A 13,951-nucleotide genomic window follows, 5' to 3' on the forward strand; every position below is an offset into this window, starting at 1 on the left:
GGTTCGGCCTGCTACTTGCAGGTTTCCAGCGACGGCAGGGGCTTCGTCGGGTCGTAGGTGGCGACTTCGTCGACGACGGGCGCGCCGACGCCGACGGGTCTGTCCTTGTCAGCGTACTGGGGTGCGAGGATCCCGGCCTTGGCCGCGTCACAGGCCATGCGTGTCTTGTAGGCCTCGCCGTCCCCGAAACCGAGCCCGGCGTCGGCCTGCTCGAACGGCGGCGCCTTGCGGATCACGTAGTCCTGCTCCTCGCGGACGAGCGGGACGATGTCCGCCGGGGTCCTGGCCTCGTTCGGGAGCGCGTCGAAGGCGTAAGCGATCGCGTAACTCGCGTGGATGATCAGCTCACCTTGGCGACCGGGCTTCACCGTGAGGAAGCCGGTCATCCGCGGGGTCACCGGAAGCAGGCCTTTCGGCCCGATGAGGGTCAGGTAATTGCCCTTCTCGGCGGTGACCGGGCCCTTGAGCGTCGGTTCGAGCCGGGCGCGCTCGTTGGGGGTCAGCAGGGCGAGCAGCTCCGAGCCGTCGCCGGCCCGCAGCGCCGAGGTGCCGAGCCGTGCGGCCGCGATGGCCTGCGTCACCGTCCGAAATCCAGCGTCGACCTCTTGCGCGGTGAAGTCGCCGACCGGCTGCCCCGCCGGCACGGTGATCCCGGCTAGCCCCTCTCGCCAGTTCACGGCAGGGGTGCGCTCGTAAGGCCGGGCGAGGTCGACGCCGATCGCCACCGGAGCCGCTCTCGGAGGTTGTCCGGATCCGGCGTCGCGTCCCCGCAGTTGCTGCATGACGACCGCCCCGGCTCCGAGCACGACCACGGTCACGACGAGGAACAGCGTCAGGACGCGACCCCGGCGGGACATCCGGAAACGTCGGCGCGACCTCGGTTTCGGTATCCGTTTGCGGTCCTTCTTCGCGCCGATCCGGGCTTCGCGTTCGGCCTGCTTGCGCCATTCCGGATCCATCAGGTCCGGATGTGTCTCCAGGCGCCGATCTTCCACGAAAATGCCTCTCCCCAGTGCGTTGTGACAAATCCTCATCGGCAGGGGACGGCGAGCGTTACGGCCGGTGACGAACTCACTGGAGGGGGTTCGTAGACTTGACAATGTGACCGAGAACGCCCAGCCGCAGCAGACCGACCTACCGGGTGCCTGGAACCCGGCCGACGAAGAAGCCTCGCTCTACCAGCGCTGGGTAGACGCCGGGTACTTCACGGCCGACCCCACGTCGGACAAGCCGCCGTTCACGGTAGTCATCCCGCCGCCGAACGTGACCGGTTCGCTGCACATCGGGCACGCCTTCGAGCACACCCTGATCGACGCCAGCACCCGTTACCACCGCATGCTCGGCGACGAGACGCTGTACCTGCCGGGCATGGACCACGCGAGCATCGCGGTCCACGCGCTGGTCGAGAAGCAGCTCCGCGCCGAGGGCACCAGCCGCCGCGAGCTCGGCCGCGAGGCCTTCGTCGACCGCGTCTGGCAGTGGAAGAACGAGCACGGCGGCAAGATCCTCGCCCAGATGAAGCGCCTCGGCGAGGGCGTCGACTGGACCCGCGAGCGGTTCACCATGGACGACGGCCTGTCCAAGGCCGTCAACACGATCTTCAAGAAGCTCTTCGACGACGGCCTGATCTACCGCGCCGAGCGGCTGGTCAACTGGTCGCCGGAGCTGCGGTCGGTGCTGTCCGACGCCGAGGTGAAGCACGAGGAGGTCGAGGGCGAACTCGTCTCCATGCGCTACGGCGACGGGGACGACGCGATCGTCGTGGCCACCACCCGGATGGAAACGATGCTCGGCGACACCGCCGTCGCGGTGCACCCGGACGACGAGCGCTACACGCATCTCATCGGCACCGAGGTCGAGCTGCCGCTGACCGGGCGCCGGATCCCGATCGTCGCGGACAAGCACGTCGACCCGGAGTTCGGCACCGGCGCGGTCAAGGTGACCCCCGCGCACGACCCGAACGACTTCGAGATCGGCCAGCGTCACGACCTGCCGATGATCACGATCATGGACGAGCAGGGCCGGATCGACGGCACCGGCACCGAGTTCGACGGCATGGACCGCTTCGAGGCCCGCGTCGCGGTGCGGGAGAAGCTGCGCGAGCAGGGCCGCATCGTCGCGGAGAAGCGCCCGTACCTGCACAGCGTCGGGCACTCCGAGCGGTCGAAGGAGCCGATCGAGCCGCGGCTTTCGCTGCAGTGGTTCGTCAAGGTCGGCCCGCTCGCGAAGGCCGCCGGTGACGCGGTGCGCGACGGCCGCGTGAACGTCCACCCGCCGGAGCTGGAGAAGCGCTACTTCGACTGGGTCGACAACCTGCACGACTGGTGCATCTCGCGCCAGCTGTGGTGGGGCCACCGCATCCCGGTCTGGTACGGCCCGAACGACGAGGTCGTCTGCGTCGGACCGGACGAGGAGCCGCCCACGGGCGAGGGCTGGACCCAGGACCCGGACGTCCTCGACACCTGGTTCTCCTCGGGCCTGTGGCCGTTCTCCACCCTCGGCTGGCCCGAGAAGACCCCGGACCTGAACAAGTTCTATCCGACGTCGGTGCTGGTCACCGGCTACGACATCCTGTTCTTCTGGGTCGTGCGGATGATGATGTTCGGCCTCTACGCCACCGGCGAGGCGCCGTTCAAGACCATCGCGCTGCACGGCATGGTCCGTGACCAGTACGGCAAGAAGATGTCGAAGACGGCGGGCAACGGCGTCGACCCCATCGAGTGGATGGACCGCTACGGCACCGACGCGCTGCGCTTCACCCTCACCCGGGGCGCCAACCCGGGCACGGACGTGCCGATCGGCGAAGAGTGGGTCGCGGGCTCCCGGAACTTCACCACGAAGCTCTGGAACGCCACCAAGTTCGCCATGATGAACGGCGCGGACGCGAACGCCCCGCTGCCGCCCGCCGCCGAACTCACCGAGGCCGACCGCTGGATCCTCGGCAGGCTCGGCAACGTCGTCGACGAGGTCACCGGCTACCTGGCGGACTACCAGTTCGCCAAGGCCACCGACACGCTCTACCAGTTCACCTGGACCGAGCTGTGCGACTGGTACCTGGAGCTGTCGAAGGTCCAGGTCTTCCAGGGTGACGAGGCCCGCGTGACGGCGACGCGCGCGGTGCTCGGGCACGTGTTCGACACGGTGCTGAAGCTGCTGCACCCGTTCATCCCGTTCATCACCGAGAAGCTGTGGACGGCGCTGACCGGCCGCGAGTCGCTGGTGATCGCCCCGTGGCCGGTGGCCGACGCCTCGTACGCCGACGCCGTGGCGGACAAGCGGATCGCCGACGTGCAGAAGCTGGTCACCGAGGTCCGCCGGTTCCGCGCGGACCAGGGCCTCAAGCCCAGCCAGAAGGTGGCCGCGCGGCTGTCCGGCGACGGCTTCGCCGAGATCACCGGGCACGACGAGCCGATCCGCTCGCTCGTCCGGCTCACCGCGCCCGAGGACGGCTTCGCGCCGAGCGCGTCGCTGGAAGTCGGGCTGTCGGCCGGTGTCGTCACCGTCGAACTGGACCTGTCCGGCACGATCGACGTCGCCGCGGAGCGCAAGCGCCTGCAGAAGGACCTCGGCGTGGCGGAGAAGGAACTGGCCCTGGCCGACGCCAAACTCGGCAACGAGGCCTTCATCGGCAAGGCACCGGAGCCGGTGATCGGCAAGATCCGGGCCCGCAAGGAGACCGCGGTGGCCGACATCGAGCGCATCAACGCCCGGTTGGCGACGCTTCCCGCCTCCTGACCAATGCTATGAAAGGCCCGTTACTTGCAAAATTTGCAAGTAACGGGCCTTTCATAGCACGCGGGGAGGCTCAGCGGAGGTGGCGGAGGATCACTCCGGCCACGCCAGCCATCCCGGTGCGATAGGGGTGGTAAGCCGCCGCGGCGAGCAGTTTCGTGTGCTGCCCGTTGATCCACGCGGCCCCGTTCGGCGCGCAGGCGTCGTGCCCGGCGGACGGGCCGAATGTGTCCACAAAGGACGCTTTGCCGTCCTCGGCGACCGCCTTCCCGATCGCCGAGTTCAGCGCTTTCTCGACGCTGTTGAGCCACGCGTAGTCGCCCTCGGCGAAGGGCAGGATCTTCGGGCAGTAGCCGGATTCCGGCGCGATCCGCGGGTAGCCGATGACGAGCACGTCGGCCCGCGGCGAGCGGGCGTGGATCCCGGCCAGCACCTTCTCGACGTTCTTGCCGGTGTCGGCGATCTTGGCCTTCATGGTGTCGACGCCGCCGACGGTGAACTTGTCCTGGCAGGGGTTCCCGGTGGGATCGCTCGCGCGCAGTGACGGGCAGGTGCCGACCAGCGCGCCGAAGACGCCGTAGTCGTTGCCGCCGATGCCGACGGTGACCAGGTCGGTGTTCGCACGCAGGGCGCTGAACTGCGGTGGATTGCTGCCGAGAATCACGCTCTGCGACTGGGTCATGTTGGTGGTGTCCGCACCGCCGCAGCTGATGTCGGTGTAGGAGCGGACCCGCAGCGCCGCGGCGAGGATCGACGGGTAGTTCTGCGTCGACTTCCCGCAGAACAGCGGGTCGAGGCGGGGGAGCGGGATGAGCGGTCCGGACGTGTAGGAATCACCCAGCGCGACGTAATTCCGGTAGGACCGCTCGGCGGCGGTGGCCGCCGTGGTGGAGGCGATCAGCAGGACGACGGTCGAGACGGCCGCGAACAGGACGCGTCTGAAGCGCATGAGGACCCCGATCTCCGGACTGGTTGGCCCCTCAAAAATGAACCGGATCCGCCCCCGTCGGCGCCGCCGATCGGGTGGTCGGGCGCGAGCTTCACCCGCTTGGGGTGTCACATCGGGTGATCGTCTTCCGGCCTGCGATAGACCAGGAGATAGCGGAAGAAGAGCAGATTCCGCACCTTGCTCCCCGGCAGCAGCCGGGCCGCGTCGCGCCGGATCCGGTTCATCGGCGGAAACGTCTCTTTGATCGGCGCGGCCGGCAGCGGATCGATCCCGCCGTTGAGCCGCTCGCCCGCGTACACGACCACCCTGGCCAGCGCGTTGACCGGCGAGGCGACGAGAGCGCGGGCGTAGTCGGAAGGCGTACTGGGCTTGCCGAGACCGAGCACGGCCAGCACCCCGCCGGGGACCAGCGCGTCCCGCAGCTTCGTGACCGTTTCGAACGGGACATGGTGGAGTGACGCGAGGCAGGAGATGAAGTCGTACGCCTCTCCCGGCAGCTTCTCGGTGGAGACGTCGGCCTGCCGGTAGGAGATCGTGCCGGGACCCGGCGAACCGGCGGCGCGGGCGAGGTCGACCATCGGCCCGGACCGGTCGATCGCCTCGACGTGCATCCCGGTCGCCGCGAGCCGCCTGGCGAACCGTCCGCTGCCGCAGCCCACCTCCAGCGCCACCCCCGGACCTGGCGGCAGCTGGTCGAGCAGCAGCGGGTGGTAGTGGTCGTTGTGGTTGAACCCCATGCGTCGAGAGTGCCAGCAAAAGCCGCACGTAGACTCGCTCCGACAGGGAGTAACACTAAGAGGAGAGTTCGTGCCGCGAGGTGACGGCCGGGATTCTGAAGAGTTCGCAGAATCCCCGGACCTGGCAGATCTGGACAGTTTCGCCGGCGTCGACGAATTGGGGGCACGCGCCCACGATCCGTCCGACGACACCGACCCGGATCTGGACGCCCCCGATGCCGCGTACCAGGCGGGCGGCGGCGCGGGCGGCGGGATCGGCGGGATCGGGCAGCTGGGGGACAACCTCGCGCTCGGACCCGTGCCGGACCTGGCCGCCCCGGAGGACCTGGAACTGCACGAACTGGACGATCAGGGCGACGACCTCGCCCCGGCCGACCCCAACGGGCAGCAGGCACGCCGCGAACTGCTCGCGGTCGAGGCCGAGCTGAACCTGCGCTGGCCCGAGACCAAGATCGAGCCGTCACTGGCCCGGATCGCGGCCCTGGTCAACCTCATGGGCGAACCGCACCGCGGCTATCCGGTGGTGCACGTCGCCGGGACCAACGGCAAGGGCTCGACCACGCGGATGATCGACGCGCTGCTGACCCGGATGGGCCTGCGCGTCGGCCGGTACACGAGCCCTCACCTGCAGCTGGTCACCGAGCGGATCGCGCTCGACGGGGCCCCGATCTCCGCCGCCGCGTACGTCGACCTGTACCGCGACGTCGCGCCCTACGTGACCATGGTCGACAACGCGGGCGGACCCGACGCGGTGCCGATGAGCAAGTTCGAGGTGCTCACCGGGATGGCGTTCGCGGCCTTCGCTGACGCGCCCGTCGAGGCCGCGGTCGTCGAAACCGGCCTCGGCGGCTCCTGGGACGCCACGAACGTCGTGGACGGCGACGTCGCCGTCATCACGCCGATCGGCGTCGACCACGTCGAGTACTTCGGCGGCGATCCGGCCAAGGCCGCCGTCGAGAAGGCCGGGATCATCAAGCCCGGCAGCGTCGCGGTCATCGCCGACCAGGACCCCGAAGTCCAGAAGATCCTGCTGGAACGCGCCGTCGAGGTCGACGCGAGCGTCGCCCGCGCGGGCAGTGAGTTCGGCGTGCTGGAACGCGAGATCGCCGTCGGCGGGCAGATGCTGAAGCTGCAGGGCCTCGGCGGCGTCTACGACGAGATCTTCCTGCCGCTGCACGGCGCGCACCAGGCGGCCAACGCCGCGCTCGCGCTCGCCGCCGTCGAAGCCTTCTTCGGCGCGGGCAAGGACAGGCAACTGGTCGTCGAAGCGGTCCGTGAGGCTTTCGCCGAGGTCGAGACCCCCGGCAGGCTGGAACGCGTCCGCGCAGCCCCGACAGTGCTGCTCGACGCCGCCCACAACCCGCACGGCGCCAAGGCGCTCGCCACCACCGTCGCCGAAGAATTCGCCTTCCGCCGCCTCGTCGCCGTCGTCGGCGTCATGGCGGAGAAGGACGCTCGCGGCATCCTGGACGCCCTGGAACCGGTCGTCTCCGAGATCGTCGTCACCAAGAACTCGTCCCCGCGCGCGATGCCGCTCGACGAACTCAACGACATCGCCATCTCGATCTTCGGCGAAGATCGCGTCGTGGCCGAAGCGAGCCTGGACGCCGCGATCGAGACGGCCATCGGCCTCGTCGAGCAGAGCGACGACCCCGAGGAACCCCTGGCGGGCGGAGGCGTGCTGGTCACCGGCTCGGTCGTCACCGCGGGCGAAGCCAGGACCCTGTTCGGTAAGGAGCCGGCGTGACCGACGAGACCCCGAAGCCGCCGGCCAAGGACCCGATGAAGTCCTTCCGGGGCGTGATGGCCGGTTCCCTGATCATGGAGGGCATCACCGTCGCGCTCGCGCTGCCGGTGGTGGCGAAACTCGGCGGCGGCGTCGGTTCGGTCACCGGCTGGTCGACGATCGCGATCGCGATCGCGCTGATCGTGCTGTGCGGTTTCCTGAAGAAGCCCTGGGCGGTGCCCGCGGTACTGGTCTTGCAGGTCGCGCTGATCGCGTTCTTCGTGGCGCTGCCCGCCGTGGCGATCCTCGGGGTGATCTTCCTCGGGTTCTGGCTGTGGCTGCTGTGGCTGCGCCGGGATGTGGCGAGGCGGATGGCGGCCGGAACGCTCCCGAGTCAGCAGCAGCAACCGCAGCAGTAGGCCTCGTGAGTGGTAAGGGCGGTTAGAGCGGACCGGTATTTGCCTACCTAGGCGTGACCAGGGTGAAGGTGGGGTGCGGGAGTCGAGGGGCCCGTTCCGTTCTCGGAGCTTGATGACACCGAATTTCGCCGCGGCGGGTTCGTGTGTGGAGGATTTGGGACGTTCAACGTCCTGATTCCTCCACGCTCGGTTCACGCGGCCACCTGACCACTACGGGGTCGCGGCTCACGCGGGTGCCGAAGTTGACGATGAAGGAATTGGGACGTTGAGTGTCCTGATTCCTTCATCGTCAATGGGAGTAGACCGTGTCACTCCCGCGACCTCGCTGACGGCAGCCGAGCGGGGAAGATTTGAGACGTTGAACGTCCCGAATCCTCCCCACTCACCCAGGATCCAGTGGGTAGGCAAAGACGGGTCCACCAGAACCGTCCTTGCCACTCACGAGCCCAACGCCTACCGCAGTCGCACTACCCGAAGTTCCGGTGACTTCGCGATGTCCGCCCCGCAGAACCGCCCCCGCACCCAGCCGCCCTGCGAGTACAACCGCGTCTGGTCGGCGAAATGCGGCGAAGTGACGTCAGTCGACTGCGAGTAGGTCTGGATCGTCGAGACGTCCGGGCAGGCCTTGCCGCTGAATCCGACCACCTGCACGAAACTGGATCCGTGCACGACCTCGTGGTTGCCCCTCGCCGGATCCCACAGCGACGTGATCACGTTCAGCACGCCGAGGCCGCCCGGTCCGCCGTGGATCGGGATTCGCTGCCCGGCCCGCGTCACGGCCTGGTTGTCGCCGAGCCTGCCGTCGACGGGGAGCCCGCCGCCGCGGAATTCCGCGAGTGTGTCACCGAAAGCGCTCTGCACCGCTGAATTCCCCGTGGCGAGCGTATTGGGCGTCGTGACCGGCTGGTTCGGATCGAAGGGGACTTGCCAGATGTTCCGCAGCCCGCCGAGCCGTTCCGCGAACCGCTGGAAGAACAGTGCGCCGCGGCTGTCGAGCCGGAAAGTGTGGTCCCACGCCGCCAGGGTGGCGCACGCGTTCCCGACGGGCACCGGGCCCGACGCGGATGGTGCTTGTCCGCCGGGGAAGGCCGCGCACATCCTTGCCGTGTCGGCGGCCGTGAGTTCGGCGGTCCGGCTTCGGTCCCGGTACAGCAGGTCCTTCATGGACGACGGCGTGAAGTCCTTGCCCGCCAAGCCTTCTTCGGCGGATATCAGCGCTTCCCGCGTCCGGTCCGAACGCTGCGTCCCGGTCGTGCCGACGATCCGGGGGAGCGGGGCGATCGGGGCGCGCGCGTTGGCGAGCCAGGCGCTGTCGTTGGCGTTCAGTTCGTAGTCGCGGCGCTGCTGCACCGGCAGCCGGGACGGCGCGAACAGGCCCGGTTCGAGGGAGCCGGGGTCGCTTCCCCAGTTGCACGAGGACTTCGAGCCGTCCAAAATGGACAATCCGGTGCCGGGGAACAACGCTCGGCCGAGCGGGGTCCCGCAGGTCGTGGCCCGTTCGTCGGTGACGTGCGGGACGACCTGGATGTCCGTGTAGAGCGCGTTACCGGCCCGGTCGGCGGCGATCGTGTTGACCCACGGGACGCCCTGGGTCCGGGCGAGCGCCTCGGCGACTTCCTTGGTGCTGTGCGCTTTGCTCAGTTCGAACCAGGTGTTGAGGCCGCGCAGGTTGCCCGCGTTCCCGTCCCGCAGCGCGTGCGCGGACTTCGCCGTCCACGGCGTGGGTACCCCGAAGGCGGACCCGATCACCTGGCCGTAGCGCGTCCCGTAGAACGTGCGGCCGACCAGCCGTCGCTCGCCGTTCGGTTCGCGGACCTCGACCTTCACCTCACGCGCGGTCATCTTCTCCGGTTTGCCGTCGACCAGGTAGGTCGTGGGGTCACCAGGAGTCAGCGGCACCTCGAAGAGGCCGAAGGTGATCGCGGTCGACACCGTATGCGTCCACGCGACGTCGGCGGTGTGCCCGATCTGCGGCAGCGGGATGCCCAGCAGGCTTCCGCCCGCGACGTCGAACCGGCCGGGAATGGTCAGTTGCGACTGCCAGAACCGGCGCCCGCCCTGCCACGGGTAGTGCGGGTTCCCGAGCAGCAGGCCGCCGCCGGAGCGCGTCCCGTCGCCCCCGATCGCGATGCCGTTGCTGCCGAGCTCGCCCGTCTTCATGGCCTTGCGGAGCCCGTCGGCGATCCGCGGTGCCGAGTCCGGGGCCGCGGCCGGAGCGTCCTTCGCGGACGGCGGCTGGGTCCTGGCGAGATCGGAGGCGAGGAGGCCCTGCCCGGCCACCGAGGAGACGGCGTAGAAGTGCCGGTAAAAATCGAGTTCGGTGATGGGCCGGACCCAGTCCGCGCCGCGGCAGACCGGATCGGTGATGCGGTCGGCGCCGGTCTGCTTCAGATACGTGTTGTAGCCCTCGACGTAGCCGGAAACCAGTTCCCGCACCTCCGTGCGCGGGCCGTGTGGCGCGGGCTGGGCGACGAGGCGTTCGACGACGCCCGAGTCGTTGATCCGCTGGAAATGCAGGTCGCTGTCGAGGTTCGTCTTCGCCTCGCTCATCGCCGGATTGCCCTGGCCGCCCGCCCCGAGGTACGCGGAGCGCCGCGCGGACACCGTCAGATAGGTGTTGGCGAGTTCGCAGACGTTGTCCTTGGCCGCGGCGAAACCGTAGCCGTAGCCGAGTCCGTCGAAGTCCTTGGCCGCGATATGCGGGATCCCGAACTCGGTGTAGCTGATCACCGCCCGCGACCGGCCCAGCTCGTCCGCCGACGAGACCCCCGTCATCAGACTCGACGTCGCCAAAGCCGCTGTGAGCAGCACGAAGCCACGTTGGATTCTTCGCATCGTTCCCCCTCCGGATCGATCATCCCCGTGATCGAAGCTACCTGCGGGGACACCGGGGAAGCAGCGGCCGATCGGTGGAGGCAGAAATACCGCCCACTCGTTCACCGCCGCGCAAACCGCCGTTGGCCCACCGGCCGTGGCCGCGGGATAGAACCGCGCCATGACCGCTTCCCACCACAATCGCCGCACGCTGCTCAAAGCCGGTCTCACCGGCGCCGGGGCCGTCGCGGGCGGACTGCTCCTCCCCGGAACCGCGACCGCGAACGCCGTCCCGCTGATCCGCGGCGGCCGTCCGGTGCTCACCCACGGTGTCCAGTCCGGCGACGTCACCACCGGCTCCGGCATCGTCTGGTCGCGCGCCGACCGGCCTTCGCGGCTGATCGTGGAGGTCTCCAGGGACCCCTCGTTCCGTCACGCGCGCCGCGTGCGCGGTCCGGTGATGAGCCCGGAGACCGGCGGGACCGGCAAGGTCCGCGTCGCCGGTCTGCTGCCGGGGACCGAGGTCCACTACCGCGTGACCGCCGAATCGCTCGACGGCCGTACCTGCAGCGAAGCCGTCACCGGCCGGTTCGCCACCGCGCCGCTCGGCCGCTCCGACGTCCGCCTGGTGTGGTCCGGTGACGTCGCCGGGCAGAACTGGGGCATCAACCCCGAACGCGGCGGCATGACGATCTACCGCGCGATGGCCGACCGTCGTCCGGATCTGTTCCTGCACTGCGGCGACACGGTGTACGCCGACGCGCCGCTCACCGAGACCGTCGCGCTGCCCGGCGGGCGGGTCTGGCGCAACATCGTCACCCCGGAGAAGTCGAAGGTCGCCGAGACGCTCGACGAGTACCGCGGCCAGTTCGCCTACAACCTCCTCGACGACAACCTCAAGCGCTTCACGGCGAACGTGCCCGCGTACGTCCAGTGGGACGACCACGAAGTCGTGAACAATTGGTACCCGGGGGAGATCCTCAACGACCGTCCCGAGTACACCGAGAAGCGCGTCGACGTCCTCGCCGGCCGCGCGTTCCAAGCGTTCCACGAATGGCATCCGATCGACCGCCGCCAGGCCGTCGACGGCCGCGTCTACCGCAACTTCCGGCACGGTTCGCGCGCCGAGGTGTTCGTGCTGGACATGCGGACCTACAAGGACGCCAACACCGCGGACCAGACCAAGCCGGGCCGGATCCTCGGCGACCGCCAGGCACGCTGGCTCGTCGACGCGCTCGACCGCAGCACCGCCACCTGGAAGATCGTCCAGGCCGACCTCCCGATCGGCCTCACCGTCCCGGACGGCAAGGGCATCGAGGGCGTCGCGAACGGCCTGCCCGGCGCGCCCGGCGGCCGCGAGACCGAACTCGCCTGGGTGCTGCGGGAGATCGCGCGGCGCCGCGTGCGCAACGTCGTCTGGCTGACCGCCGACGTGCACTACACCGCGGCACACCACTACTCGCCGGATCGCGCTTCCTTCACCGATTTCGAACCGTTCTGGGAGTTCGTCTCCGGCCCGCTCAACGCCGGCGCGTTCGGCCCGAACACGCTCGACCCGACCTTCGGGCCGGAAGCGGTGTTCGTGCACGCCCCGCCCGCGGCGAACACCTCGCCCGCGGACGGGTTCCAGCACTTCGGAGAGGTGAACATCGACGGCCGCAGCGGCACGCTCACCGTCGATCTGCGCGACGCTACGGGCGCTTCGCTGTGGAAGAAGACCCTGCAGCCCCAACGCTGAGCAACTCCGTCAGGACCGCGATGCTGCGGTCGCCGTGCCCGGCCTCGGCGGCCCGCCGCACGAGGTCGTGCAGCGGAAGCTGCCAGCCGACGTCGACGCCCTCCTCGGCCAGTTCGAGGTCGGTGGCGGCACCGGCGTGGAAGATGTCCACCGAGGCGGCGGGAGCGGAGTAGTCGCCGCTGTCGATTTCCTTGGTGTACATCGGAAGCACCGAGATGATCATCTCGAACCATTTGGTGGCGTACGGCAGGAGTGTCTCGGCTTCGAGGCCGCGTGACCGCAGCAAGGCGGCACCCTGGAAGAACCCGACCAGCGCGGGCAACAGGGTGCCGCCGACGGCCGTTTCGTACAGCGCCGCGAGGTCGGTCTCCTCGCCGAGGTGGACGGTGTCGCCACCCAGCACCCGCAGCGTGTCCCCGTGTTCGTCGAAGACGGACTTGTCGCCGCCGTAGTACAGCAGCGTGTCCGGCGCACCGACGGCCGACGGCACGTTCTTGACCGCGCCGTCGAGGAACCGTGCGCCCTTGCCCGCCGCCCAGTCCGCCATCCGCCGCGCTCCCGCCGGTGAGCCGCTGTTCAGCGTGACCAAGGCGCGTCCGGTCAGCGTGGCGGTGTCCAAGGCCGCGACAGTGTCCTCATAGGTGGTCAGGCAGGCGATGATCAGCGGGCTCGCCCGCACCGCTTCTTCGGCCGTTGCGGCCTTGAGGGCTCCCTGTGCGACAAGGGGATCGGCCTTCGTAGCCGTCCTGTTCCACACGGTGGTCGGATGCCCGGCGGCGAGGAACGCGCCCGCCAGGGCCGAGCCCATCGAACCGAGTCCGACGACGGTCACCGGGGTCTTCGTCATTTTTCGCTCCAGTCAAGGGAAATCTTCGGGATGACTTCATGCTGGGGCTTCACGTACATTCCTTCAAGTACCTACAATTTTGCCGGGTACTGACAAAAAGGTATGTGTGACGATGACCAAGAACCGCACGTTCACCTGCGGCCTCGACGCCGCGATCGCCGTCATGGGCGGCAAATGGAAAGGGCTCGTCCTGTTCGCGCTCCAGGACGGGCCGCTGCGCTTCGGGGAACTGCGGCGCGCGGTGCCCGGAATCAGCGAACGGGTGCTGATCCTGCAACTGCGCGAGATGGAGACCACCGGACTGCTGCATCGCGAGGTGTATCACCAGGTTCCGCCGAAGGTCGAGTATTCGCTGACCGCGTTCGGGGAGTCCCTCGACACCGCGATGGCCGCGCTCGGCGAGTGGGGCGAGGAGCATCTCGAGCGCATCGAAGCCCTTCCCTGGTCCGACGTGAAGTGAGCGGCGAAGCACCCAGTAGGCTCCGGGCGAATAGCACGAAACCCACCCAAGGAGAAATACCGCCGTGACTGAACGCACGCTGGTCCTCGTCAAGCCCGATGGCGTCGCGCGCGGCCTCGTCGGCGAGGTCATCTCGCGCATCGAGCGCAAAGGCCTGAAGCTCGTCGCCCTCGAACTGCGCACCGTCGAGCGCTCGGTCGCCGAGGAGCACTACGCCGAGCACAAGGAGCGCCCGTTCTTCGGCGACCTCCTCGAGTTCATCACCTCGGGCCCGCTGGTCGCGCTCGCCGTCGAGGGACCCCGCGCCATCGCCGCCTTCCGCCAGCTCGCCGGCGGCACCGACCCGGTCGAGAAGGCCACCCCGGGCACCCTGCGCGGCGACTTCGCGCTGGAGACCCAGTACAACCTGGTGCACGGCTCGGACTCCCCGGAGTCGGCCGAGCGCGAGCTCAAGCTCTGGTTCCCCGAGGTCTGACACACTCGTGGGTGACGCGGGAAGACCGCGTCACCCACGGATCTGGGGGAGTGG

Annotated in this window: 11 protein-coding genes; 6 read left to right on the top strand and 5 right to left on the bottom strand. The window is 69.0% G+C overall.

The window, feature by feature from the left end:
• Positions 1-11 precede the first annotated feature (11 nt).
• On the bottom strand, positions 12-995 hold the full coding sequence (locus tag ACLJPX_RS31915) for a hypothetical protein (RefSeq protein WP_410604175.1): 984 nt from the start codon (positions 993-995) through the stop codon (positions 12-14).
• Positions 996-1,101: 106 nt separating this feature from the next.
• Here ACLJPX_RS31915 and ACLJPX_RS31920 point away from each other — a divergent pair, with 106 nt between their 5' ends.
• Positions 1,102-3,735, top strand: coding sequence for a valine--tRNA ligase (locus ACLJPX_RS31920; protein ID WP_410604176.1), 2,634 nt, complete (start codon positions 1,102-1,104; stop codon positions 3,733-3,735).
• Positions 3,736-3,805: 70 nt separating this feature from the next.
• Here the strand turns inward: ACLJPX_RS31920 and ACLJPX_RS31925 are convergent, their stop codons facing one another.
• On the bottom strand, positions 3,806-4,681 hold the full coding sequence (locus ACLJPX_RS31925; RefSeq protein ID WP_410604177.1) for an SGNH/GDSL hydrolase family protein: 876 nt from the start codon (positions 4,679-4,681) through the stop codon (positions 3,806-3,808).
• A gap of 107 nt (positions 4,682-4,788) precedes the next feature.
• Positions 4,789-5,418 carry a class I SAM-dependent methyltransferase gene (locus ACLJPX_RS31930; protein WP_410604178.1) on the bottom strand — a complete coding sequence of 210 codons (630 nt, stop codon included), beginning with the start codon at positions 5,416-5,418 and terminating at the stop codon, positions 4,789-4,791.
• Positions 5,419-5,488: 70 nt separating this feature from the next.
• Between ACLJPX_RS31930 and folC the strand changes: the two genes are divergently transcribed.
• Entirely contained in the window at positions 5,489-7,165 is a 1,677-nt protein-coding gene (gene folC / locus ACLJPX_RS31935; RefSeq protein WP_410604179.1) for a bifunctional tetrahydrofolate synthase/dihydrofolate synthase, read from the top strand.
• Positions 7,162-7,563, top strand: coding sequence for a DUF4233 domain-containing protein (locus ACLJPX_RS31940; RefSeq protein WP_410604180.1), 402 nt, complete (start codon positions 7,162-7,164; stop codon positions 7,561-7,563). Before folC ends, ACLJPX_RS31940 begins: the two co-directional genes overlap by 4 nt.
• A 453-nt stretch (positions 7,564-8,016) precedes the next feature.
• On the opposite strand, the gene ACLJPX_RS31945 is transcribed toward ACLJPX_RS31940, so the two are convergent.
• Complete coding sequence (locus tag ACLJPX_RS31945) at positions 8,017-10,398, bottom strand: penicillin acylase family protein (RefSeq protein ID WP_410604181.1); 2,382 nt, start codon at positions 10,396-10,398, stop codon at positions 8,017-8,019.
• Between the two features lie 160 nt (positions 10,399-10,558).
• On the opposite strand from ACLJPX_RS31945, the gene ACLJPX_RS31950 reads away from it, so the two are divergent.
• Positions 10,559-12,115: an alkaline phosphatase D family protein gene (locus ACLJPX_RS31950; RefSeq protein WP_410604182.1), complete on the top strand. Its 1,557-nt coding sequence runs from the start codon at positions 10,559-10,561 to the stop codon at positions 12,113-12,115.
• On the opposite strand, the gene ACLJPX_RS31955 is transcribed toward ACLJPX_RS31950, so the two are convergent.
• Positions 12,069-12,962 (bottom strand): NAD(P)-dependent oxidoreductase, encoded by an 894-nt coding sequence (locus ACLJPX_RS31955; RefSeq protein ID WP_410604183.1) that lies wholly within the window; start codon positions 12,960-12,962, stop codon positions 12,069-12,071. The genes ACLJPX_RS31950 and ACLJPX_RS31955 overlap by 47 nt on opposite strands.
• Positions 12,963-13,074: 112 nt before the next feature.
• Here ACLJPX_RS31955 and ACLJPX_RS31960 point away from each other — a divergent pair, with 112 nt between their 5' ends.
• Positions 13,075-13,422, top strand: a complete 348-nt coding sequence (locus ACLJPX_RS31960; protein WP_410604184.1) for a winged helix-turn-helix transcriptional regulator — start codon at positions 13,075-13,077, stop codon at positions 13,420-13,422.
• Positions 13,423-13,486: 64 nt separating this feature from the next.
• The gene (ndk, locus tag ACLJPX_RS31965) at positions 13,487-13,897 is read left to right on the top strand and encodes a nucleoside-diphosphate kinase (RefSeq protein WP_020629465.1); all 411 of its coding nucleotides are present in this window, start codon (positions 13,487-13,489) and stop codon (positions 13,895-13,897) included.
• Positions 13,898-13,951 lie beyond the last annotated feature (54 nt).

This window comes from Amycolatopsis sp. lyj-90 (assembly GCF_046549035.1).
GTDB lineage: Bacteria > Actinomycetota > Actinomycetes > Mycobacteriales > Pseudonocardiaceae > Amycolatopsis.

What these genes read in the sequence shown, in the direction of transcription:
- ACLJPX_RS31925 (WP_410604177.1), bottom strand. Translation starts at nt 4,681, where the DNA reads ATGCGCTTCAGACGCGTCCTGTTCGCGGCCGTCTCGACCGTCGTCCTG.
- ACLJPX_RS31930 (WP_410604178.1), bottom strand. Translation starts at nt 5,418, where the DNA reads ATGGGGTTCAACCACAACGACCACTACCACCCGCTGCTGCTCGACCAG.
- ACLJPX_RS31945 (WP_410604181.1), bottom strand. Translation starts at nt 10,398, where the DNA reads ATGCGAAGAATCCAACGTGGCTTCGTGCTGCTCACAGCGGCTTTGGCG.
- ACLJPX_RS31950 (WP_410604182.1), top strand. Translation starts at nt 10,559, where the DNA reads ATGACCGCTTCCCACCACAATCGCCGCACGCTGCTCAAAGCCGGTCTC.
- ACLJPX_RS31955 (WP_410604183.1), bottom strand. Translation starts at nt 12,962, where the DNA reads ATGACGAAGACCCCGGTGACCGTCGTCGGACTCGGTTCGATGGGCTCG.
- ACLJPX_RS31960 (WP_410604184.1), top strand. Translation starts at nt 13,075, where the DNA reads ATGACCAAGAACCGCACGTTCACCTGCGGCCTCGACGCCGCGATCGCC.